This is a genomic window from Bacillus sp. CDB3, from assembly GCF_002081505.1.
Classification (GTDB): Bacteria; Bacillota; Bacilli; order Bacillales; family Bacillaceae_G; genus Bacillus_A; species Bacillus_A cereus_AT.
On the sequence record NZ_ALBR01000101.1, the window covers coordinates 169,063 to 191,638 of the forward strand.

Sequence of the window (22,576 nt, forward strand, 5' to 3'; positions counted from 1 at the left end):
CTAATAGCTCTTTTTCGCTAAGAAATTATATAATAAAGATAGAACGAGTGAAATATAGGTTAGATTGGATGAGAGAAAGGAAAAGCAAGAATGGAAAAACAGTCATGGATGGAGCTATTGCCGATTGATCGTTATAAGGTAAGTGCGAAAGGGTTGTTACATAATTACGACCGGAAAGTTTTAACAATGTTGTATCAGCCATTAATAGGTAGTAGAGCTTTTAGCTTATACATGACGCTATGGGGAGAGTTAGAGCAAGATCGTGTATTTGGAAAAGAGAATACACATCACTCCCTTATGGTGACCATGCAAATGCAACTTCCTGAAATATATGAGGAACGAGTAAAGTTAGAGGCGATTGGGCTTTTAAATGTATATATTAAAAAAGAAAAAGATATTCGAATGTTTATATATGAGTTGCAACCACCGTTATCTCCGAAGCAGTTTTTTGATGATATTGTTTTAAGTATCTTTTTATACAATCGATTGAGTCGGACAAAATATAACCAAATAAAGCAATATTTCTTAGAAGAAGAATTCGATTTTGCTTCTTATGAAAATGTTACGCGCTCCTTCAATGATGTATTTGATTCATTTAACCCAGGTCAGTTTGAGCATGCGCAAGAAGAACTTCGTATCCCCAAAACGACAACTATGCCAAGTAACGAGAAGGGGGATGCTCCGAAGGTTTGGAATGATTTCTTTGATTTCCCTTTATTTGTGGAAGGGTTATCAGCGCTTGTTCCTAAAAAGGCGATTACAGATCAAGTACGAGAATGTGTCATTACACTCGCTTATGTGTACGGTGTGGATGTGTTATCAATGCAAAATATCGTTCTTGGTACGGTGACAGAGATGCAAACAATTGATATCGAAAGACTTCGAAAAGGAGCTCGCGATTGGTACCAATTTGAAAATGGTCAAGCATTACCTGTATTAAGTGAAAGAGTGCAACCTCATGCTGCACGTACGATGAAAGAGAAAGAGCCATCTACGCAGGAAGAAATGCTAATGAAGCAGTTAGAGGAAATATCGCCAAAACAACTATTGAAAGAGATTTCAGGCGGTGCAGAAGCAACGAAAGCAGACTTGCAAATTGTTGAGGATGTAATGATAAACCAAAAGTTAAAGCCAGGGGTTGTGAATGTACTTATTTATTATGTTATGCTACGCTCAGATATGAAACTTGCGAAAACGTATGTTGAGAAGATCGCTGGACATTGGGCACGAAAAAAGGTCGGTACAGTAGCTGAAGCGATGGCGTTAGCGAAAGAAGAAAACCGCCAATATCAAGAGTGGGCTGAGACGAAGAAAAAAGGCCGTACGGCGAAGAAAACGGTACGAAGAGAAATGGTACCAGATTGGCTTAAAGAAGAGCCGAAAGAAGAAGTGAAAGAAACTGTGAAAACGGACATGAGTGTTGAGAAAAATACAAGTTCGTTAGAAGATGAGCGGAAGCGATTAGAAGAAGTGTTGAAAAAATATAAGCGTGATTAATAAAAAAGAATGAACGCTCTTTGAGGTGAGGAAATGGAGCATATTCAAAATTCATTTGCGAAATTAATGGAAAATAAAAATTTTAAAAATAGATATGAAGTCTTAAAGACAGAAGTGATGGCGCACCCGCGTGTGAAAGAATTTATAGACGAACATAAAGGTGAAGTAACGACTTCGATGATTGAACGAAGTCTTGTGAAGTTGTATGAATATATTGGACAAAGTGTAGGGTGTGCGGATTGTCCGGATTTAGGGTCATGTAAAAACATGCTACAAGGATATGAGCCGAAGCTCGTCATCCAAGGTAAGATGATTGATATTCAATACGATCGTTGTATTAGAAAAGTAGCATATGATGAGAGAAAAAAATATGAAAAACTTGTTCAAAGTGTATATATGCCAGCTGACATTTTACAGGCAACTATGGAAAATTTAGACCCTTCAGAGTTAGATGCACGTATTGATGCAATAGGTGCAGCGAATGAATTTTTAAACACATACGAACCGGGTAAAAAAGTACAAGGTTTATATCTGTACGGTAAATTTGGTGTAGGGAAAACGTATCTTTTAGGGGCAATTGCAAATGAGCTTGCTCGAAAGAAAATTAGTTCGATGCTCGTATACTTCCCTGAATTTCTACGTGAAATTAAAAGTTCGATTCAAGATAATTCGATTGGTGAAAAGATTGATGCGGTTAAACGCGTACAAGTATTAATGTTAGATGATATCGGAGCAGAAGCGATGTCAAGTTTTGTGCGTGATGATGTGCTTGGCGCAATCTTGCAGTTCCGTATGTTAGAAAACTTACCGACGTTCTTTACGTCTAACTTTGATTTCAAGGAGTTGGAACATCATTTAACGTATACACAACGCGGTGAGGCAGAGCAAATGAAAGCAGCACGTATTATGGAACGAATTAAATATTTAGCGAAGCCAATTCCAATTGGTGGGAAGAACCGTCGTCATAAGTAAAAGAGCAAGCTGAGAAGCTTGCTCTTTTTTGTTATAGTGATGATGTTTTGGAGATAAGATCAAAGTATTCAAGGTGTCTAAAACTAACACTTTCTTCATAACGATGTAGTAACTCTTAAGCAGTTTACATATGACGAAGGAACCTTTCGATTTGATTTTTATAATGTATATACTCAAACATCTTAATACCGTCCGTTTATCCTAATTCGTGAGGGCTAATAATTAGTAGGGAATGAGGACGCCTTCACAGATTAAAGTTTCACTTTATCCCGCTATTTGTGGGAGTAGGGCTGCTCGTAAACGCCCGATTGGTGGAGGTTAATAATCAGTGGGGGACGAACAAAACCTCCACTGATTAAAGTTTCACTTTATCATAATGGTCAAATTGTTGAAAATTCATAGTAGCTTGTATCATTTTTTTCTCTCCCCCTTAATATATATAAAATTAGCAAGCCATATCGAGTGGATTTTCTAACGATGGGAGTTATATTTCTACTAAGAGTGAACTTCCACAGATCGGACTCTTATAGGATTTGTAACGTATAGATGCAATCCTTTAGAGCGGGGATAAAAGGGGGGACAAAAGTGATTGAAATTTGCTTCGAAGAAAAAAATGATGCTGCGCACGTATACAGACAACTAACGAAAAGAACGGAATCTTTATACAAGGAAACAAGTGTATATTTAGATGGGCAAAAGGTTATTATTCATATACCATTATGTGAATCGAATTATATTGAAAAGATTTTATTGCCAGTACTACTATATTTCATTATGAATGTGAAACAAAATGAATGGATTCATACCATTTTAAAGGAAAAGTTTTTTTACGAAGAACAAGAAGAGTGTCATCAAATCTTGCATATGGCACAGGAGATATTAAAAGAAAGAAGAAAAGGAGTGGCTCGTGATTTAACGCGTCATAAATTTGAGACCTATATTATGTCATCTTTAAATGATTGGCTTTGTGATCCGCTTTCATTCTCGTTTTCATCATATGTTCGTTTTCGTCTTCGTACATATAGAGAAATGGTAGCTAGGCTTGCTGAAGTTGCAATTGATGAGTATAAGATGGAGCAGGAATACCAAATGTTCATTGAGACCCTTCGTCAACAAGTAAGTAGCCGGAAATCACGTTTGTCCTGTGTGCATCTTATTTTTGATGAAAGTTTTATTTTCTATGATGATAAAGGTAGACGTTTAAAACAGGAGAGGTTGGTCCAATATATAGATGAGGAATTATTAAAGCAAAAGGACGTATATATCGATACGAAAGTAATTGCGCCACTTCTTTCTATTTCGCCGAAAAAGATTTATTTATATACGAAAGAACAAGATCATAATATGATCATTACTTTGCGAAATGTATTTCAAGAACGGGTCCAATTACATGGATTACATGAGTTTGAGCGCAATGTGAAAAATTTAAAAAATAAAGGTAACGCCCTTGATTTTCTAAGTTTTTGAGCATATAATTACCTACATAAATGAAATATATTGAAATGTCATGATGAGGACATGAGTAGTTATCTACGATTTTCAGAGAGGGAAGCCTTAGGGTGTGAGCTTCCTAGTACGGGATTATTACTTACCACCTCTAAACTTTAGCAGTGAACGTTTTTCTAGTAATTGCTAACGGACAACACCGTTATGTTGAACTTGAGCAATTAACAATAAGGTTAATTGGAACAAGGGTGGAACCACGAATTCAACACTCGTCCCTTTTTACGGGATGAGTGTTTTTTATTTTGAAAAAAAGAGGAGTGACCAGTGATGGCAGATGTAGTTAAAATTACTTTCCCTGATGGAGCTGTGAAGGAGTTTCCAAAAGGCGTAACAACTGAAGAAATCGCAGCTTCTATTAGCCCAGGCTTAAAGAAAAAAGCTGTGGCTGGAAAATTAAACGATGAGATGATCGATCTTGTTACACCAATCGAAGAAGATGGTGCAGTTTCTATTATTACATTAGATTCTGAAGATGGCTTATACATTTTACGCCATTCAACAGCTCACCTTTTAGCGCAAGCGTTAAAACGTTTATATAAAGATGTTAAGCTTGAGCTTGGCATTGGTCCAGTAATCGAAAATGGCTTCTACTACGATATCGATATGGAAGAAGCGATTACAGTTGAAGACTTCAAGAAAATCGAAAAAGAAATGCAAAAAATTGTAAACGAGAACTTAGAAATCGTTCGTCATGAAGTACCACGTGCAGAAGCACTTCGTCGCTTTGAAGAAATCGGCGATGAGTTAAAATTAGATTTAATTAACGATCTTCCAGAAGATGCAGTTATTTCAATCTATGAGCAAGGCGAATTCTTCGACCTTTGCCGTGGTGTTCATCTTCCATCTACAGGGAAAATTAAAGTATTTAAATTATTAAGTGTTGCAGGTGCTTACTGGCGCGGCGACAGCAATAATAAAATGTTACAACGTATTTACGGTACTGCATTCGTTAAGAAAACAGAATTAGATGAGCACTTACGTATGCTTGAAGAAGCGAAAGAGCGCGATCACCGTAAACTAGGTAAAGAGTTAAAACTATTTACTAATAGCCAAAAAGTAGGACAAGGCTTACCACTTTGGTTACCAAAAGGTGCAACAATCCGCCGTATTATCGAGCGTTACATCGTTGATAAAGAAGCGAGCTTAGGCTATGATCACGTATACACTCCAGTGCTAGGAAGCAGAGAGCTTTATGAAACTTCTGGTCACTGGAATCACTACCGTGATGGCATGTTCCCATCAATGGAAATGGATAATGAAGAGTTAGTTCTTCGTCCAATGAACTGCCCTCACCATATGATGGTTTATAAAAATGATATTCACAGCTACCGTGAATTACCAATCCGTATTGCGGAACTTGGAACAATGCACCGCTATGAAATGTCAGGTGCGTTATCTGGATTACAACGTGTACGCGGAATGACTTTAAATGATGCGCACATTTTCGTTCGTCCGGATCAAATTAAAGAAGAGTTAAAACGTGTTGTAAACTTAACTTTAGAAGTGTACAAAGATTTCGGCTTAGAAAACTATTCATTCCGTCTATCTTATCGTGACCCAGCAGATACTAAAAAGTATTATGCTGATGATGAGATGTGGGAAAAAGCACAAGGTATGTTAAAAGAAGCTATGGATGAAATGGGTCTTGATTACTATGAAGCTGAAGGTGAAGCGGCATTCTACGGTCCAAAACTTGACGTTCAAGTTCGTACTGCTCTTGGAAAAGACGAAACACTTTCAACTGTACAATTAGACTTCTTACTTCCGGAACGCTTTGAATTAACTTACGTTGGTGAAGACGGTAAACAACATCGTCCAGTTGTAATCCACCGTGGTGTTGTATCAACTATGGAACGTTTCGTAGCCTTCTTAATTGAAGAATACAAAGGCGCATTCCCAACTTGGTTAGCTCCAGTTCAGGCGCAAGTAATTCCTGTTTCTCCGCAAGTGCATTTAGACTATGCGAAGAAAGTACAAGATGAATTACGACGTGCTGGTATCCGTGTTGAATTAGACACTCGTGAAGAGAAAATTGGTTACAAAATCCGTGAAGCACAAATGCAAAAAATCCCGTACATGCTTGTAGTAGGTGACAATGAAGTGGCTGAAAACGGCGTAAACGTACGTAAATATGGTGAACAAAAATCAGAAACAATTGCATTAGATGCTTTTGTTGACATGATTAAAGTAGAAGGAAAACGATAAGAAAAAGCCGCGGTATACCGCGGCTTTTCTATGTAATATAAGTGAAAGAAATTAGAAAAAATAACCATGTAACACTTATCATAAAAAAGTATTGCAAGTATGTTAGTTGTTTGTTACAATATTTCTTGTTGTTAGTAAAACACATCGCGTCTTCTTGACAGACGTCATGTCCTATGATAAACTCATCAAGGATAATAGAATATGGTTTTGGAACAAGTAGAAGCACCCGCTTCTCACCTGATGGACGCATTCGCAGTTAGCAGGTAAATGTATTTCTTACTTAAGATATTACAAGTGTGGGTGCCGTATGCCCGCACTTTTTTTGTTCGGGTTCTACAATTACAAAACATATTCTGAAAAAACCTTGGAGGTGGCTTACTATTAGCAAGGATATGATGATTAACGAGCAAATTCGTGCACGTGAAGTACGTTTAGTTGGCGCAAATGGCGATCAACTTGGAATCAAGTCTCGTAATGACGCTTTAGACTTAGCTGCAAATCTTAATCTTGATTTAGTATTAGTTGCTCCAAATGCGAAACCGCCAGTATGCCGCATTATGGACTACGGTAAATTCCGCTTTGAGCAACAGAAGAAAGAAAAAGAACAGCGTAAAAATCAAAAAGTAATCAGCATGAAAGAAGTTCGTTTAAGTCCAACAATTGATGAACACGACTTTAACACAAAACTTCGTAATGCTATCAAGTTTTTAGAGAAAGGCGACAAGGTTAAAGCGTCAATTCGCTTTAAAGGACGTGCCATTACTCATAAAGAAATCGGTCAACGTGTTTTAGATCGCTTCTCAGAAGCTTGTGCTGAAGTTAGTACAATCGAATCTAAGCCTAAAATGGAAGGACGTAGTATGTTCTTAGTTTTAGCACCGAAAAACGATAAGTAATAGATAGAGGAGGAAATACCTATGCCTAAACAAAAAACTCATCGCGGCGCTGCAAAGCGTTTCAAAAAGACTGGATCAGGTAAACTGAAACGTTCTCACGCTTACACAAGCCATTTATTCGCTAACAAATCTACAAAAGCTAAACGTAAACTACGTAAAGCTGGTGTAGTAAGCGCTGGTGACTTCAAACGCATTCGTCAAATGCTTGACAACTTAAAATAAGTTCGGCTGATATATAGAACAATTAGGAGGTAATATTATGCCAAGAGTAAAAGGTGGTACAGTTACTCGTCAACGTCGTAAAAAAGTAATAAAATTAGCAAAAGGTTATTACGGTTCTAAAAATACATTATTCAAGGTTGCTAACCAACAGGTTATGAAATCTCTAATGTATGCATTCCGTGACCGCCGTCAAAAGAAACGTGACTTCCGTAAATTATGGATTACACGTATCAACGCAGCAGCTCGTATGAATGGTCTTTCTTACAGCCGCTTAATGCACGGTCTTAAAAATGCTGGCATCGAAGTTAACCGCAAGATGCTTGCTGACTTAGCTGTTCATGACGAAAAAGCTTTCGCTGAATTAGCAACAGTTGCAAAAAACAACATTAACTAATTAATTAGTTGAAACCTTAGAAGATTTTTCTTCTAAGGTTTTTTATTTACATTTATTGTAAAAATTCAATGATTTGCAAAATCCTTTAGTATTATCGTTATCGATATGACAAAATCAATGCGAAAACTATAGTGATATAGAAGAATATGTGTATAAAGTCGGGAGAATCCTCCTGGCTTTTTTTATTTATGCTCCTTTGGAAAGAAGAGTATCTTTCCTAGCAGAAACGACACTGCTATAATGGAAAGATGATATGGAACTTTCATCAGATAAAGTAAAACTTTAATCAGTGGGGTGTTATCCTCGGCTAAATATTAGCCATCACCAATGAGGTGAACAATTGAATAGCGATGATTGAAACGTATTTGCAAATTAAGGACAAGCTATTTTATAAAGAGTTAGGTAGCTGACTTGTTAATAAGAACTGAAAAATAATAATGAACTTTGAGATGAAACAACATTGTTGCGTAAAATGCGATGTTGGAGGAGGACAATAGAATGGACTTACTACAACTATTTAAACTACAAAAAGAATTAGATGACCGTATTGTGAAAGAACATGACTTACAACCGAAAAAATTGTTAAAAGAAAAAATGTTAGCTCTTCTTGTAGAAATTGGAGAACTTGCAAATGAAACACGTTGTTTTAAATATTGGAGCAACAAACCAGCATCAGAGCGTGAAGTAATATTAGAAGAATACGTAGATGGTTTGCATTTTATCTTATCAATCGGAATCGATTTAGGAATTGATAAAAACTTCTTATTCTATAAATGTGCGCAAACGAATAAAACACAAGTAGAAATTTTCTTAGACACATATGCAAAAGTGATTCGATTTACAGATCAACCTTCTATTACGAACTATATTGAACTATTTACAAGTTATCTTCGCCTTGGACAAGCGCTTGAATTTGAACAAGAAGAGATTGAAAAGGCGTATTTAGACAAAAATGAAGTAAATCATCAGCGTCAAACACAAGGATACTAAATTAATTTTTGAATATTTCAATTTCCTTTTGTATAATAAAGTGACTGAAGAAAAAGGAGGGTGTTGGCAATGACAAAATTAGACGCGACATTGACAATGCTAAAAGAATTAACAGACGCACGCGGTATTGCGGGTAATGAGCGCGAACCACGTGAAGTAATGAAGAAATATATTGAGCCGTTTGCAGATGAACTTTCTACTGATAATTTAGGAAGTTTAGTTGCGAAAAAAGTTGGGGAAGAAAACGGCCCGAAAATTATGGTTGCAGGTCATTTAGATGAAGTTGGCTTTATGCTTACGCAAATTGATGACAAAGGCTTCCTTCGTTTCCAAACGGTTGGTGGCTGGTGGTCGCAAGTTATGCTGGCACAGCGCGTAACAATTGTAACGCGTAAAGGAGATATAACAGGTGTGATTGGTTCGAAACCACCGCACATTTTACCTCCAGAAGCTCGTAAAAAGCCAGTTGACATTAAAGACATGTTCATCGATATTGGTGCTTCTAGCCAAGAAGAGGCAATGGAGTGGGGCGTAAGACCAGGAGATCAAGTTGTACCTTACTTTGAATTCCAAGTAATGAAGAATGAAAAGATGTTACTTGCAAAAGCATGGGATAACCGAATTGGTTGTGCAATTGCAATTGACGTATTAAAACAATTAAAAGATGAAAAACATCCAAACGTTGTATACGGCGTTGGGACTGTACAAGAAGAAGTTGGTCTTCGTGGTGCGAAAACATCTGCAAACTATATTAAGCCAGATATCGCATTCGCTGTAGATGTTGGTATTGCTGGTGATACACCAGGTGTATCGGCAAAAGAAGCGCAAAGTAAAATGGGCGATGGACCGCAGATCATTTTATATGATGCTTCTGTTATTGGTCATACAGGTTTACGTGACTTTGTAGTTGATGTTGCTGATGAATTACAAATTCCATATCAGTATGATTCTGTAGCCGGCGGGGGAACAGACGCAGGAGCAATTCACATTTCTGTAAACGGTATTCCGTCTATGGCAATTACGATTGCGACACGCTACATTCATTCTCATGCGGCAATGTTACACCGTGATGACTATGAAAATGCAGTGAAGTTAATTGTAGAAGTTATTAAACGTCTTGATAAAGAGGCTGTACATAACATTACATTTAATTAATAGAAAAAGCGAAGGATAACCTCCTTCGCTTTTTCTATTTTTAAAACGGTCTTTCTAATCCTGCTGCAGTATGGGCTCCTAAAATAATTAAGCGAGTTAATTGCATTGCCATGAAATGCGGAGTATATATCATGCCTCTTTTTAACCAAGACATAATCATTCCGATATGAGCACCTGTCACATAGCTAATAAGAATGTCACGAGGAACCATAAGTTCTGTATCATCTGGCTGTGAAATAGATAAGCTCAACGTTAAATGTGTTTGGATTGTTTTCATCATTTTATAAGAGTAGTTCCCAGCTGCCTTATCACCAAGCATAACGTTATAGAAGTTCACATTTTCTGCAATATGTTCAAATAAAGCTAAAAAGGTTGGATTTGGTGAATCAAATGTAAGTTGAAACTCTTCTTTATTTTTATTTTTCGGCTTAATTACTTCTGTTAACTTCTCTAACATTTCTTCGATACTTTTTTCTAATAGGTCATATTTATCTTGGTAATGGCTATAAAACGTAGCGCGATTTACAGGAGCACGTTCTGCAATATGTTGGACAGTTACATTTTCAAATCCTTTTTCGCCTACTAAAGCGACAAAAGCATCCTGTATGAGTTGTCTCGTTCGTTTTACACGTGGATCATTTGTATTTTTAATAGACATTGTTACTTCTCCTTGTTTAATTTTTTACACTTAAACAACACAATGATATTGTATTGTTGTTTAAGCAACATTTCATACTTAAATTGTCGGTTGTAGATTCGGCATAATTATTTATAATTATAAACGATAGTCCTTCAGAAATCAGCACCGCTCGCAGACAGACGAAATAAGGTTTGTACTGCAAAGGGTGTGATTTTTTTGTTTAAAAGTTAATATAATTAACAATTAAACAATATAAACAATAAGGATGTAAATAGTTTAGAAAAAAATTATATGCGATATAAGGAGAGGAATGCAATGAATCAGTTTCGAAGAATGGTAATTATCAACATTATCACATTAATTGTATTAGTTGGCGGCGGTATCGGCGGTTATTACTACTACAATCAAGCAGAAAATTATTTAAAAACAGACAATGCAAAAATTGACGGAAAGGTAATTCCGATTGCATCACCAGTAGCAGGTAAGTTAACAGACTGGAAAGCTGAAGTAGGAAAAAACTACAATGAAAACGATAAATTAGGTGCTGTCACTGTAGCAGGAGCAAATGGTGAACAAACAGTAGATATAACAATTCCGCAAAATGCTACGGTTGTACAATCAAACGCAACAACAAACGCGTTCGTTGGAGCAGGTAGCCCAATTGCATACGCATTTGATATGAGTAATTTATGGGTAACAGCAAACATTGAAGAGACAACTATTGATGATGTTCAAAAAGGTCAAACAGTAGATGTATATGTAGATGCATACCCAGATACAACGTTAACAGGAAAAGTAGAACAAGTTGGATTAACAACAGCGAATACATTCTCGATGTTACCATCAAGTAACGCAACAGCGAACTATACGAAAGTAAAGCAAGTTGTACCAGTTAAAATTTCTTTAGATCATAGTAAATCAGTAAATATTGTTCCTGGAATGAATGTGTCAGTTCGTATTCATAAGTAAGGGGGAGATGAGATGTCCTCAATTGCAATTGTAGGATATGCACTATTTTGTATAATCGTCTTCTTCCTTGTAAATCGTCTTTTACGAAAGAAAAAAACGAATATGGGAGAAGAACAAGTCCCAGCCGTAAGTAAAATAGAGGTAACTAAAGCAGAAACAGAAGTTGAACAAAAACAAGAAATAGAAGATTCTAACGTAGTGGAATTAGAAACAGGGAAGCAAGAGCAAGTAAAGCAGGAAAAAGAAATGCTGAAGAGACAATTGCCGGTAGAGAATGTGAATGTAAAGGCAGTTGTAGCTGTATTAATTCTTGGTATGTTCGTTTCTATTTTAAACCAAACAATCATTAATGTTGCATTGCCTCCATTAATGAACGAATTTAACGTATCAACTTCAACGGCCCAATGGTTAATTACAGGCTTCATGCTTGTAAACGGAATTTTAGTACCGATTAGTGCCTTTTTAGTTTCACGATTTACGTATCGTAAATTATTCGTAGCGGCAATGTTATTTTTTACGGTAGGATCTATCATTTGTGCTACATCAGGTAACTTTACAATGATGATGACGGGCCGCATTATTCAAGCGGTCGGTGCAGGTATTTTAATGCCGGTTGGTATGAATATCTTCATGACATTATTCCCGCCTCATAAGCGCGGAGCAGCGATGGGATTACTAGGGGTAGCAATGATTTTAGCGCCAGCTATTGGACCAACTATAACAGGTTGGGTGATTGAAAATTATAGCTGGAACTTAATGTTCTACGGTATGTTTGTGATCGGTTTAATTATTACGTTCTTATCTTTAAAATTCTTCACACTAGCACAGCCGGTGTCTAAAACAAAGTTAGATGTATTTGGTGTTATAAGTTCAAGTATTGGACTAGGAAGCTTATTATACGGATTTAGTGAAGCTGGAAATAATGGCTGGACTAGTGCAGAAGTTGTTATAACACTTATCATCGGTGTTATTGGTTTAGCAGTATTTATTTGGAGAGAGTTAACAACGGACAATAAAATGCTTGATTTACAAGTGTTTAAATATCCAACGTTCACTTTCACATTATTAATTAACGCAATCGTAACGATGGCATTATTCGGAGGTATGTTATTACTTCCAGTATATCTGCAAAATATTCGCGGGTTTACGCCGATGGAATCTGGTCTACTACTCCTTCCGGGATCATTAATTATGGGGATTATGGGACCAGTTGCAGGTAAACTATTTGATAAGTATGGTATTCGTCCGTTAGCAATTGTCGGATTAGCTATTACAACATTTGCAACATATAAATTTACGACGTTATCGATGGATACACCGTATAGTGTTATTATGACGGATTATATTATACGTTCAATTGGTATGTCATTCATTATGATGCCAATTATGACAGCTGGTATGAACGCGTTACCGATGAAATTAATTTCTCACGGTACAGCAACGCAAAATACGTCAAGACAAGTAGCTGGTTCAATTGGGACAGCGATTTTAATTACACTTATGACGCAACAAACAACTGCTCACGTAGCGGATTACGGCAATATGTTAACAACGTCAAACCCAATTTTAGTTGATAAAGTGCACGGTATGGGCCAAAGCTTAGCGGCATTAGCTGGATCAGCTCAAGCAGGAGATGCGATGAGCACGCAACTATTATTCGGACAAATTTCAAAGTTATCTGCAATTAACGGTATTAACGATGCCTTCTTAATTGCAACGATATTAGCAGGCGTTGCTTGGGTATTATCGTTCTTCTTACCATCAGGCAATAAACCAAATAGAAAAGCAGGGAATTAATTTCCCTGCTTTTTTATGTTTTTATGTAGTTAAATATAAAAGATGATAAGCAGTCAAAGAGCATAATCCTGTTATAAACAAAATTATCCCCATAGAACGGATATGTGTGAATTGTCTCCCGCTTATAATAGCTAATAGTCCGGCTAAAGGGAAGAAGCTCCAATATAAAGTTCCTGAAATTAGCAGTTTCTGCTCTAAATCTATTCCGATTCCTATACAAATGATAGGAACAACGATAAATAATACGCTAATCAATCCAGCTATAATGGTAAGTAATTTGCGATATTTAATTCCGGCAGCAATTAAAAAAATGCCAACGATGACTTCACATAGCATCAAAATAGGGCCTAAGATAACCCAAACTAACAATCCGGTAGCTTCCATGTGTAACAACTCCTTAACGAATGAAATATGAATCAGGCATAGACATGAGCTGATAACAAATAGCTGCGAACAGTCCTACCGAGAAAATAATGAATCCCATATTACGTATACTTTTAATTTTTGAACGTGCTCCATTAATCCCTGCTAATAAACCAGCTAGAGAGAAAAGCACCCAATATAGAACCGCTGGAATATGAAGAATATCCTCTCCGTTTATACCTTTGTTCAAAATAAAAGGCATTATAACGAATGAGCAGCAAATAATCCTCATTAAAATAGCAAGGAATTTACGATGAATAATTCCGGTTACCACTAAAAAAATACCACCAGCAATTCCGCACAACATGAGAAGCGGCATAAAAAGCATCCAAATAATACTTAATTAATATAAACTCCTTTATATTAATTAGGTAATATTTTACTACATGAGGTTTATTTTGGATATTGTGACGGGAGAAGCGTTTGAAGTTGTTATAAAAGAGTGAAAAAGGTATCGTGATGATACCTCTTTTTTACGTTGAAAAGGCGATTATATTAGTCAAAATATGTAATAGTATAGCTGGAATAACAGATTTAGTTTGTTTGTACAATAAACAAGCAAATATTCCCGTCATAAATGCGCTAACCATAATTCCCACAGAGTACGTATGAGCAATACCGAAAATTAAACTTGAGAGAATTACAGCTGGCCAAAAGGTAAACTTCTCTTCGAAAAAACGAAGAAGAATACCTCTGCATACAAGCTCTTCAAAAATAGGTGCAAAAATCCCACCAGCTAGAAGTAAGAGAAGTGGATAGTGCTCTAGTGTTGAAAGTTGCAATGCATCAGACTGTTCTTGTACGGATGAAGGGAATAATGTATCTAACACAAACATATCTACAAACAGAGTGAGTACATAATAAATGAGAACATAGATGTACATCTGAAAAGATTTTAAAACTCGAAAATCAAATATAGGTAATACTAGTTCTTTTAGTGGTTTATATTTCGTGATAAATACGATTAGTAAAAGTAAGGCAACTAATTCATAACTTACATTTTCTATAGAATCAAGCAAAAATTTATTTGTATCTGGGTTAATGTATCCATATAACTCAATAGGTAAAAGTGTAAGGAGTATATTTATTAATGAGAGACATGGGAAGATAATGAATAAAACTCCAAGAAATTGTAACCATGGCATTGAGTTGTTCTGTTCGTGTGGAATTTGTGTAGCGGGTTGCATATGTTCAAATCACCTCTTTATATTTGTATATAAAATTATAGTTGATTTGAATTTGGAATGTTACGTTTAAATATTACATACAAGATTAAAATTTGAAATATTCCGTGTATTTTTTAGGGGAAAATAATAAAAGAGGTATCACTCTGTAGTGATGCCTCTTTCTCATTGGTAAATACGTTCTGCCTTGTAATTCGATTTCGATTGCTCTATTTGCAATTCACGCTCTACCAATCGGTCTAATTGTTGAATTGCTTTCAATGCTTTTTCATAAGAAATCGTTCTATAATGATGTGCCCCGCCCGGTTCTTCATCGGCTTCATCCGCCCACTTAATAACGTTTTGTAGAGGTGTTCTTTCAAGCGTTTGTTCTAGTAGGAAAGAATCGGTGTGCAGAAGAATTGCAACAGAAATTTCTTTTGCTAGTTTCGGATGTTCTCCTAATCTAATAAGCAACTTATGAGCTCTTTCTGCTCCTTTAATTGCGTGTATATCATTCTTTTTATACAAGTCATAGTCCCATTCGCCGCCTGTGTACCATGTATGGTGTCCGATATCATGAAGGAAACCAGCCTTTGTCGCAGCATCGACTGAGGCGTGATGCTTTTTAGCTAGGTGAAACGCATGGTAAGCGACAGCAATCGCGTGGACCATTCCAGAACGGTTTACATATTTTTGTGTAATGTGATGTTTAAAAACTTGTTCAAGCGTAATACGGTGCATAAAACATTCACTCCTTTTATCCAATGGTGTCTATAAAGAAAATCGATCGGTTTAAATGTATTTTGAACATTGTACTCCATCAATCAGCGTTAGTAAAGTAGAAATGTTTAGGAAAAGAAAAATTTTACAGGCATAAAAAAATCACCTTAGTTTTTTCTAAGGTGACTTTTTATTGATTATTTTTTTAATCCTTGCTCCAGTGTTCCTAACATTTCGTGTTTTTCATTTTCATCAGCATTTTTCCAAATGACTTCAAATAAAACGCCAAGACCTGGAAGCATTTTTTCTTCACCACTTTGAATTGCATCGACAATCGTTTCTTGTAATTGGTCTTGTGAATTTCCAGATACATTCGCTAATACAGCGCCACGTAAATTAAAACTCATTATCTTCACCTCTTCTTCAGAATTGAAACTGACGTTAGTTTTTGTTCTTTTTTATGTAAATATGTATGAAAAATAGGCTATAATGATAAGACAAGAAGAGAGGGAAATACATATTATGAAAAACATTGATTCAGTACAAAACCCGCGTGTGAAGCAGTGGAAAAAGCTGCAGACGAAAAAAGAGCGCGATAAAAAAGGTTTATTTTTTGTAGAAGGATTCCATTTAGTAGAGGAAGCGTTAAAGGCGGGAGTTGTAACAGAACTTATCGTTTCAGATCAGACAGATCTTCCGAAAGATTGGACAGTTAATGATGTTGAAATGTATATCGTGCCTGAAGCAATTGTAAAAGTACTTCGCGAAACAGAAACAACGCAAGGCGTATTTGCTGTTTGTGAGAAACATGAGAAAGAAGTAGCTCTTACTGATGGGAAATTTCTTTTATTAGACGGCCTTCAAGACCCAGGTAATTTGGGAACGATTATTCGTACAGCTGATGCAGCTGGTATTCATGCCGTTGTGCTTGGAGAAGGGTGCGTTGATGTTTATAATAGTAAAGTACTACGCTCTACACAAGGTTCTATTTTTCACTTACCGATTGTAAAAGGGAACTTAGAAGAGTGGGTAGACAAGTTAAAAGAAAATAACGTCCCTGTATATGGAACAGCTCTTGAAAATGGAGTTCCATTTGGTGAAGTAACACCGACAGGAAGTTTTGCATTAATTGTAGGAAATGAAGGAAGCGGCGTACGCCAAGAAATTCTTGCGAAAACGGATCAAAACTTGTATATTCCAATTTACGGCGGGGCAGAATCATTAAATGTTGCGGTTGCAGCAGGGATTTTAACGTATTATTTACAAAGCCCAGTTGCGAACAAATAAAAAACTTCTTATAATAAGTTGAAGTATATGTTTGAAATGAACATACAATAAAAGTTAAATAACGAAAAACGTTGATAGAGAAGAGTAGCTTACAAAATCGCCATATAGGGAGAGAGTGCCGTAGACTGAAAGCATTCTTATGGTAGACGGAAGTGAATTCACCTCTGGAGTTGACGCCAGGACCATTTATATGTAAAGGCGTTCCGGTCAGAATTGATCGTTATAACTAATGAGTGGGCAGACTTGTTCTGTCAATTTAGGGTGGTACCGCGAATTTACCTCGTCCCTTTTTGGGAGCGAGGTTTTTTTATTTTTAAAATTAGGAGGGTTCCAAATGGAAGCACGTTTAAAAGAGCTAAAGCAAAAAGCGTTAGAGCTTATTGAAGAAGCGAAAGAGCTAAAGGGCTTAAACGACGTACGCGTAGCGTATTTAGGAAAAAAAGGCCCAATTACAGAAGTATTACGCGGCATGGGAAAATTATCAGCAGAAGAGCGTCCACGTATGGGAGCATTAGTAAATGAAGTACGTGAAGCGATTCAAACGCGTCTAGATGACAAAATTGGTAACTTAGAAAAAGCAGTAATTGAAGCGAAATTAGCTACTGAAACAATTGATGTTACACTGCCAGGTCGTCCTGTTGAAACAGGGTGTCACCATCCGTTAACAGCTGTTGTTGAACAAATTGAAGATGTATTCATCGGTATGGGTTATGAAGTAGCTGAAGGAACAGAAGTAGAAAAAGACTACTACAACTTCGAGGCACTAAACTTACCGAAAGATCACCCAGCACGTGATATGCAAGATACATTCTACATTACAGAAGAAACGTTACTACGTACACATACATCTTCTGTGCAAGCACGTACAATGGAAAATAATAAAGAAAAAGGCCCAATCAAAATTATTTGTCCTGGTAAAGTGTATCGCCGCGATGACGATGATGCGACACATTCACACCAGTTCATGCAAATTGAAGGTCTTGTAATTGATAAAAACATTCGCATGAGTGACTTAAAAGGTACACTGCAAGTATTCGTGAAAAAGATGTTCGGTGAAGATCGTGAAATCCGTCTTCGTCCAAGTTTCTTCCCGTTCACAGAGCCATCTGTAGAGATGGATATTTCTTGTATGATGTGTCACGGCAAAGGTTGCGGCACTTGTAAAGGAACTGGCTGGATCGAAATTTTAGGCGCAGGTATGGTTCATCCGAACGTACTTGAAATGGCTGGTTATGATTCAAAAGAATATCAAGGTTTCGCATTCGGTATGGGCGCAGAGCGTATCGCAATGTTGAAATACGGCGTAGATGACATTCGTCATTTCTATACAAATGATGTACGTTTTTTACAACAATTCAAACGAGCGTAAGGGAAGGAGAGGATAAGTATGTTCGTATCATATCGTTGGTTACAAGAGTATGTAGATATTAAAGATGTAACGGCACAAGAACTAGCAGACAAAATCACGAAAAGTGGTATTGAAGTAGAAGGCGTTGAAGTATTAAATAAAGGTGTAAAAGGTGTTGTAGTTGGTCACGTATTAGAATGTGAAAAACACCCAGAAGCTGATAAATTAAGCAAATGCTTAATCGATATCGGTGAAGAAGAACCAGTACAAATTATTTGTGGTGCTGCTAACATTGCAAAAGGTTTAAAAGTACCAGTTGCAAAAGTTGGCGCTGTACTTCCTGGTAACTTCAAAATTAAAAAAGCAAAACTACGCGGTGAAGCTTCTCACGGTATGGTTTGCGCTCTTCAAGAGCTTGGCATTGATGGAAAGTTAGTTTCAAAAGAATACGCAGATGGTATTTTCATCTTCCCAAGTGACGCTGAAGTTGGTGCAGATGCACTTGAAATTTTAAACTTACACGATGAAGTACTTGAGCTTGGTTTAACACCAAACCGTGCAGATTGCTTAAATATGTTAGGTGTTGCATATGAAGTAGCTGCTATTTACGGCCGTGAAGTGAAACTTCCAGCTATCGACTTACAAGAAACAGCAGAAAAAACTTCTGATTACATTTCTGTAAGTGTAGAAGCGAAAGAAGAAAACCCATTGTACATTGCAAAAATGGTTAAGAACGTAAAGATTGGTCCATCACCAATGTGGATGCAAACTCGTCTTATGGCAGCTGGCATTCGTCCAATTAGCAATGTAGTTGATATTACAAACTACATTTTAATGGAATACGGTCAACCGTTACATGCATTTGATTACGATAAATTAGGTTCAAAAGAAATCGTTGTTCGTCTTGCAAAAGAAGGCGAAAAAATTGAAACGTTAGATGATCAAGAACGTACATTACAAAGCCACCACCTTGTAATAACAAACGGAACAAAAGCTTTAGCTGTTGCTGGTGTAATGGGCGGAGCTGATTCTGAAGTTGATCGCGATACAGTAAACGTTCTAATCGAGTCTGCATACTTTGCAGGACAAACTGTGCGCCGTACATCAAAAGACTTAGGTCTTCGTAGTGAATCAAGTGCACGTTTCGAAAAAGGAATCGACCCAACACGCACATTTGAAGCGATTCAACATGCAGCTGCTTTAATGGTAAAATACGCTGGCGGTGAAGCACTTGAAGGTGTAGTAGAAGCTGATAACTTACAAGTAGAAGAGCGTACAGTATCTGTTACAGCTGAGAAAGTCAACCGTGTATTAGGTACAGATATTTCTGCAAGTGAAATGGGTACAATGTTCACAAACTTAAAATTCCCATTCACAGAAGTAGAAGGAACATTCCATGTAAATGTTCCAGCGCGTCGTCCTGACATTACAATTTCAGAAGACTTAGTAGAAGAAGTAGGTCGTCTGTACGGTTATGATCACATTCCAGTTACATTACCTTTTGGAACGATGACACGTGGTAAATTAACATCAGCACAAACGAAACGTCGTAAAGTACGCCGCTTCTTAGAAGGCGCTGGTTTATATGAAGCAATCACGTATTCATTAACAAGCGCTGACAAAGCGAAACAATATATGGTTGAGCCAAACGAAAAAGCTCCTGTAAATCTTGCACTTCCAATGAGCGAAGAGCGTAGCCAACTTCGTTTAAGCTTAGTGCCACAATTGTTAGAAGCAGTTTCATACAATGTTGCACGTAAAAACGATAGCGTTGCTTTATACGAAGTAGGTTCTGTCTTCTTACCAACAGAAGCAGGAGAACTTCCGAAAGAAGAACAACATCTTGCAGGTGTTATGACAGGTCTTGCTCTTCACCATGCATGGCAAGGTGAGAAGAAAGTTGTAGATTTCTTCGTTGTGAAAGGTGTGCTAGAAGGATTATTCGACGTACTAGGCGTTGCTAACCAAATCACATATGCACCAGCAAAACGTGAAGGTATGCACCCAGGTCGTACAGCTGACATCGTATTAGATGGCGAAGTAATCGGATTCATCGGTCAATTGCACCCAGAAACAGAAAAACAAATAGATGTGAAAAATACATTCGTATTCGAACTATCTCTTGTAAAAGTATTCGGTGCAGACGCAGAGGAAACTTACTACTCAGCAATTCCACGTTTCCCATCTATGACACGTGATATGGCTGTTGTCGTAACAACAGAAACAAAAGCTGGTGAAATGAAGCAAGTAATTGCTGAAGCTGGCGGAGAACTTCTGAAAGACGTAACACTATTCGACTTATACGAAGGTGAGAAAATGGAAGAAGGCAAGAAATCACTTGCATTCTCTATGAACTACTTCGATGCAGAACGTACATTAACAGATGAAGAAGTAACAGAAGCACATAACCGTGTATTAACAGCGGTAGAAGAGAAATTTGGTGCGGAGTTACGTAAGTAATTAAAAATTGCCGGATTTAATTCCGGCAATTTTTTTATTGGAGCGGTTGTCGACTGTTATCGGTAATTCGATATATTATAAAAATCGCCGATATACATCAAGGCATCTTGCATCTTTCTCTCGAATGTAGTACATTAATTTTAGTTTAACAAAATGAAAGACGATGATAAGGAAAAGTAGTATATACTATAATCCAAAGCGAGTCAGGGACGGTGAGAGCCTGATGAGGCGGTATATGTGAAGAACACCTTGGAGTTGCTAACCGAAATTGAAGATTGCATTCAAGAGTAGACTTAGACGGGAATCCGGCCTGTTACAAACCGGGAAGTATGTATTACATACGAGTTAAAGTTGGTCTTTATGACAAATTGGGTGGTACCGCGAAGTTTAACCTTTCGTCCCTTTATGGATGAAAGGTTTTTTTGTATTTAAATATATCAGCAAAGGAGAATTTCACTATGGAAAACACATTAGTAAAAAGTCTGTATAGAGATACAGAAAAGTATGCAGATCAAACAGTACAAGTATCAGGGTGGATTCGTAACTTACGTGATTCAAAAGCATTTGGTTTCATCGAATTAAACGACGGTAGCTTCTTCAAAGGCGTTCAAATCGTTTTCGATACAGAATTAGAGAACTTCAAAGAAATTGCAAAACTTCCACTTAGCTCTTCAGTTAAAGTAGAAGGTAAAGTAATTGCAACGCCTGGAGCGAAGCAACCATTTGAAATTAAAGCAGAAAAAATTGATATCGAGGGCTTATCAGACTCTGATTACCCACTTCAAAAGAAGCGTCATACGTTTGAATACTTACGTACAATCGCTCACTTACGTCCAAGAACAAATGCATTCTCTGCAACGTTCCGTGTACGTTCTATCGCAGCATTTGCGATTCACCAGTTCTTCCAAGAGCGTGGATTTGTACATGTTCACACACCGATTATCACTGGTAGTGATACAGAAGGTGCAGGCGAAATGTTCCGCGTAACAACGCAAGATTTAAACAACGTACCAAAAGGTGAAGAAGGAAAAGTTGATGAATCAAAAGACTTCTTCGGTAAAGAAACAAACTTAACAGTAAGTGGACAGCTGAACGCTGAAGCTTATGCATTAGCATTCCGTGATGTTTACACATTTGGACCTACATTCCGTGCGGAAAACTCAAACACAACTCGCCACGCAGCTGAGTTCTGGATGGTTGAGCCTGAGATTGCATTCGCTGAATTAGGCGATGTAATGGATCTTACAGAAGATATGCTGAAATATGCAATGAAATATGTATTAGAGCATGCACCAGAAGAAATGGACTTCTTCAACAGCTTCGTTGATAAAACAGTTCTAGAGCGCATGAACAACGTGATTAACTCTGACTTCGGTCGTATCACGTATACAGAAGCAATTAAAGTACTTCAAGAATCAGGTGCTGACTTCAAATATCCAGTAGAATGGGGTATTGACTTACAAACAGAGCACGAAAGATACTTATCAGAAGAAATCTTCAAACGCCCTGTATTCGTAACTGACTATCCGAAAGATATTAAAGCATTCTACATGCGTATGAACGAAGATGGGAAAACAGTAGCTGCTACTGACCTTCTAGTTCCTGGCATCGGCGAATTAATCGGCGGTAGCCAACGTGAAGAAAGAATGGACGTTTTAGTAGACAGAATTAAAGAACTAGGCATGAACGAAGAGGACTACTGGTGGTACTTAGAACTTAGAAAATACGGCGGTACAAAACACGCTGGATTCGGTCTAGGTTTCGAGCGCTTCCTAATGTACATCACTGGCATGGCTAACATCCGTGACGTAATTCCATTCCCAAGAACTCCAGGTTCTTCTGAATTCTAAAATATGAAAAAAGCGAGAGAGTTTCCTCTCGCTTTTTATTTTGAATAGTTTATTACCTCGTAGCAAAAAGTAACGCGAA

At 37.2% G+C, this 22,576-nt stretch carries 21 protein-coding genes and 4 other annotated features; of the genes, 15 read left to right on the forward strand and 6 right to left on the reverse strand.

The genetic code is table 11. The features are described 5' to 3' along the window. Positions 1-90 precede the first annotated feature (90 nt). From CDB3_RS27735 to CDB3_RS27775, 9 genes are all read left to right on the forward strand, one after another. A complete protein-coding gene (locus CDB3_RS27735) occupies positions 91-1,497 on the forward strand; it encodes a replication initiation and membrane attachment family protein (RefSeq protein WP_128856679.1) in 1,407 nt (468 codons plus the stop codon). A gap of 33 nt (positions 1,498-1,530) precedes the next feature. Then, the gene (dnaI, locus tag CDB3_RS27740) at positions 1,531-2,469 is read left to right on the forward strand and encodes a primosomal protein DnaI (RefSeq protein ID WP_097832086.1); all 939 of its coding nucleotides are present in this window, start codon (positions 1,531-1,533) and stop codon (positions 2,467-2,469) included. A gap of 585 nt (positions 2,470-3,054) precedes the next feature. Further along, positions 3,055-3,936, forward strand: coding sequence for a putative sporulation protein YtxC (ytxC, locus tag CDB3_RS27745; protein WP_097832085.1), 882 nt, complete (start codon positions 3,055-3,057; stop codon positions 3,934-3,936). Between the two features lie 31 nt (positions 3,937-3,967). Further along, positions 3,968-4,195, forward strand: a binding site (T-box leader). Positions 4,196-4,242: 47 nt separating this feature from the next. Continuing rightward, positions 4,243-6,180: a threonine--tRNA ligase gene (gene thrS / locus CDB3_RS27750; protein WP_097832084.1), complete on the forward strand. Its 1,938-nt coding sequence runs from the start codon at positions 4,243-4,245 to the stop codon at positions 6,178-6,180. A 208-nt stretch (positions 6,181-6,388) separates the two neighbouring features. Next, positions 6,389-6,509, forward strand: a sequence feature (ribosomal protein L20 leader region). A 63-nt stretch (positions 6,510-6,572) separates the two neighbouring features. Then, on the forward strand, positions 6,573-7,076 hold the full coding sequence (gene infC / locus CDB3_RS27755) for a translation initiation factor IF-3 (protein WP_000973214.1): 504 nt from the start codon (positions 6,573-6,575) through the stop codon (positions 7,074-7,076). Between the two features lie 21 nt (positions 7,077-7,097). Next, a complete protein-coding gene (rpmI, locus tag CDB3_RS27760; protein ID WP_001125945.1) occupies positions 7,098-7,298 on the forward strand; it encodes a 50S ribosomal protein L35 in 201 nt (66 codons plus the stop codon). A 37-nt stretch (positions 7,299-7,335) separates the two neighbouring features. Continuing rightward, complete coding sequence (gene rplT, locus CDB3_RS27765; protein ID WP_001138362.1) at positions 7,336-7,692, forward strand: 50S ribosomal protein L20; 357 nt, start codon at positions 7,336-7,338, stop codon at positions 7,690-7,692. Between the two features lie 498 nt (positions 7,693-8,190). Then, on the forward strand, positions 8,191-8,682 hold the full coding sequence (locus CDB3_RS27770; RefSeq protein WP_000365057.1) for a dUTP diphosphatase: 492 nt from the start codon (positions 8,191-8,193) through the stop codon (positions 8,680-8,682). Between the two features lie 69 nt (positions 8,683-8,751). After that, on the forward strand, positions 8,752-9,837 hold the full coding sequence (locus tag CDB3_RS27775; protein ID WP_128856680.1) for a M42 family metallopeptidase: 1,086 nt from the start codon (positions 8,752-8,754) through the stop codon (positions 9,835-9,837). A 40-nt stretch (positions 9,838-9,877) separates the two neighbouring features. Here CDB3_RS27775 and CDB3_RS27780 read toward each other — a convergent pair whose 3' ends face one another. Further along, on the reverse strand, positions 9,878-10,495 hold the full coding sequence (locus CDB3_RS27780) for a TetR/AcrR family transcriptional regulator (protein ID WP_128856681.1): 618 nt from the start codon (positions 10,493-10,495) through the stop codon (positions 9,878-9,880). Positions 10,496-10,792: 297 nt separating this feature from the next. On the opposite strand from CDB3_RS27780, the gene CDB3_RS27785 reads away from it, so the two are divergent. Both CDB3_RS27785 and CDB3_RS27790 read left to right on the forward strand, forming a co-directional pair. Then, complete coding sequence (locus CDB3_RS27785; RefSeq protein WP_128856682.1) at positions 10,793-11,446, forward strand: HlyD family secretion protein; 654 nt, start codon at positions 10,793-10,795, stop codon at positions 11,444-11,446. 12 nt (positions 11,447-11,458) lie between these two features. After that, the gene (locus CDB3_RS27790; RefSeq protein WP_128856683.1) at positions 11,459-13,243 is read left to right on the forward strand and encodes a DHA2 family efflux MFS transporter permease subunit; all 1,785 of its coding nucleotides are present in this window, start codon (positions 11,459-11,461) and stop codon (positions 13,241-13,243) included. A 21-nt stretch (positions 13,244-13,264) separates the two neighbouring features. On the opposite strand, the gene CDB3_RS27795 is transcribed toward CDB3_RS27790, so the two are convergent. The 5 genes from CDB3_RS27795 to sspI all read right to left on the reverse strand — a co-directional run bounded on the left by CDB3_RS27795 (position 13,265) and on the right by sspI (position 15,959). Then, positions 13,265-13,627, reverse strand: a complete 363-nt coding sequence (locus CDB3_RS27795) for an ammonia permease (RefSeq protein ID WP_128856684.1) — start codon at positions 13,625-13,627, stop codon at positions 13,265-13,267. A gap of 13 nt (positions 13,628-13,640) precedes the next feature. Then, on the reverse strand, positions 13,641-13,985 hold the full coding sequence (locus CDB3_RS27800; RefSeq protein ID WP_128856685.1) for an ammonia permease: 345 nt from the start codon (positions 13,983-13,985) through the stop codon (positions 13,641-13,643). Positions 13,986-14,139: 154 nt separating this feature from the next. Next, entirely contained in the window at positions 14,140-14,853 is a 714-nt protein-coding gene (locus CDB3_RS27805) for a CPBP family intramembrane glutamic endopeptidase (protein ID WP_128856686.1), read from the reverse strand. 162 nt (positions 14,854-15,015) lie between these two features. Next, positions 15,016-15,573: an HD domain-containing protein gene (locus CDB3_RS27810; RefSeq protein ID WP_128856687.1), complete on the reverse strand. Its 558-nt coding sequence runs from the start codon at positions 15,571-15,573 to the stop codon at positions 15,016-15,018. A gap of 176 nt (positions 15,574-15,749) precedes the next feature. Continuing rightward, complete coding sequence (sspI, locus tag CDB3_RS27815; RefSeq protein WP_000009511.1) at positions 15,750-15,959, reverse strand: small acid-soluble spore protein SspI; 210 nt, start codon at positions 15,957-15,959, stop codon at positions 15,750-15,752. An 82-nt stretch (positions 15,960-16,041) separates the two neighbouring features. On the opposite strand from sspI, the gene CDB3_RS27820 reads away from it, so the two are divergent. From CDB3_RS27820 to asnS, 4 genes are all read left to right on the forward strand, one after another. Then, on the forward strand, positions 16,042-16,839 hold the full coding sequence (locus CDB3_RS27820) for a TrmH family RNA methyltransferase (RefSeq protein WP_128856688.1): 798 nt from the start codon (positions 16,042-16,044) through the stop codon (positions 16,837-16,839). Between the two features lie 62 nt (positions 16,840-16,901). Further along, positions 16,902-17,130 (forward strand) — a binding site (T-box leader). A gap of 43 nt (positions 17,131-17,173) precedes the next feature. Next, positions 17,174-18,208, forward strand: a complete 1,035-nt coding sequence (gene pheS, locus CDB3_RS27825) for a phenylalanine--tRNA ligase subunit alpha (RefSeq protein WP_000388217.1) — start codon at positions 17,174-17,176, stop codon at positions 18,206-18,208. Between the two features lie 18 nt (positions 18,209-18,226). Next, complete coding sequence (gene pheT / locus CDB3_RS27830; protein WP_128856689.1) at positions 18,227-20,647, forward strand: phenylalanine--tRNA ligase subunit beta; 2,421 nt, start codon at positions 18,227-18,229, stop codon at positions 20,645-20,647. Between the two features lie 154 nt (positions 20,648-20,801). Next, positions 20,802-21,053 (forward strand) — a binding site (T-box leader). Positions 21,054-21,105: 52 nt separating this feature from the next. Then, entirely contained in the window at positions 21,106-22,497 is a 1,392-nt protein-coding gene (asnS, locus tag CDB3_RS27835) for an asparagine--tRNA ligase (RefSeq protein WP_128856690.1), read from the forward strand. The last annotated feature ends 79 nt before the right edge of the window (positions 22,498-22,576 follow it).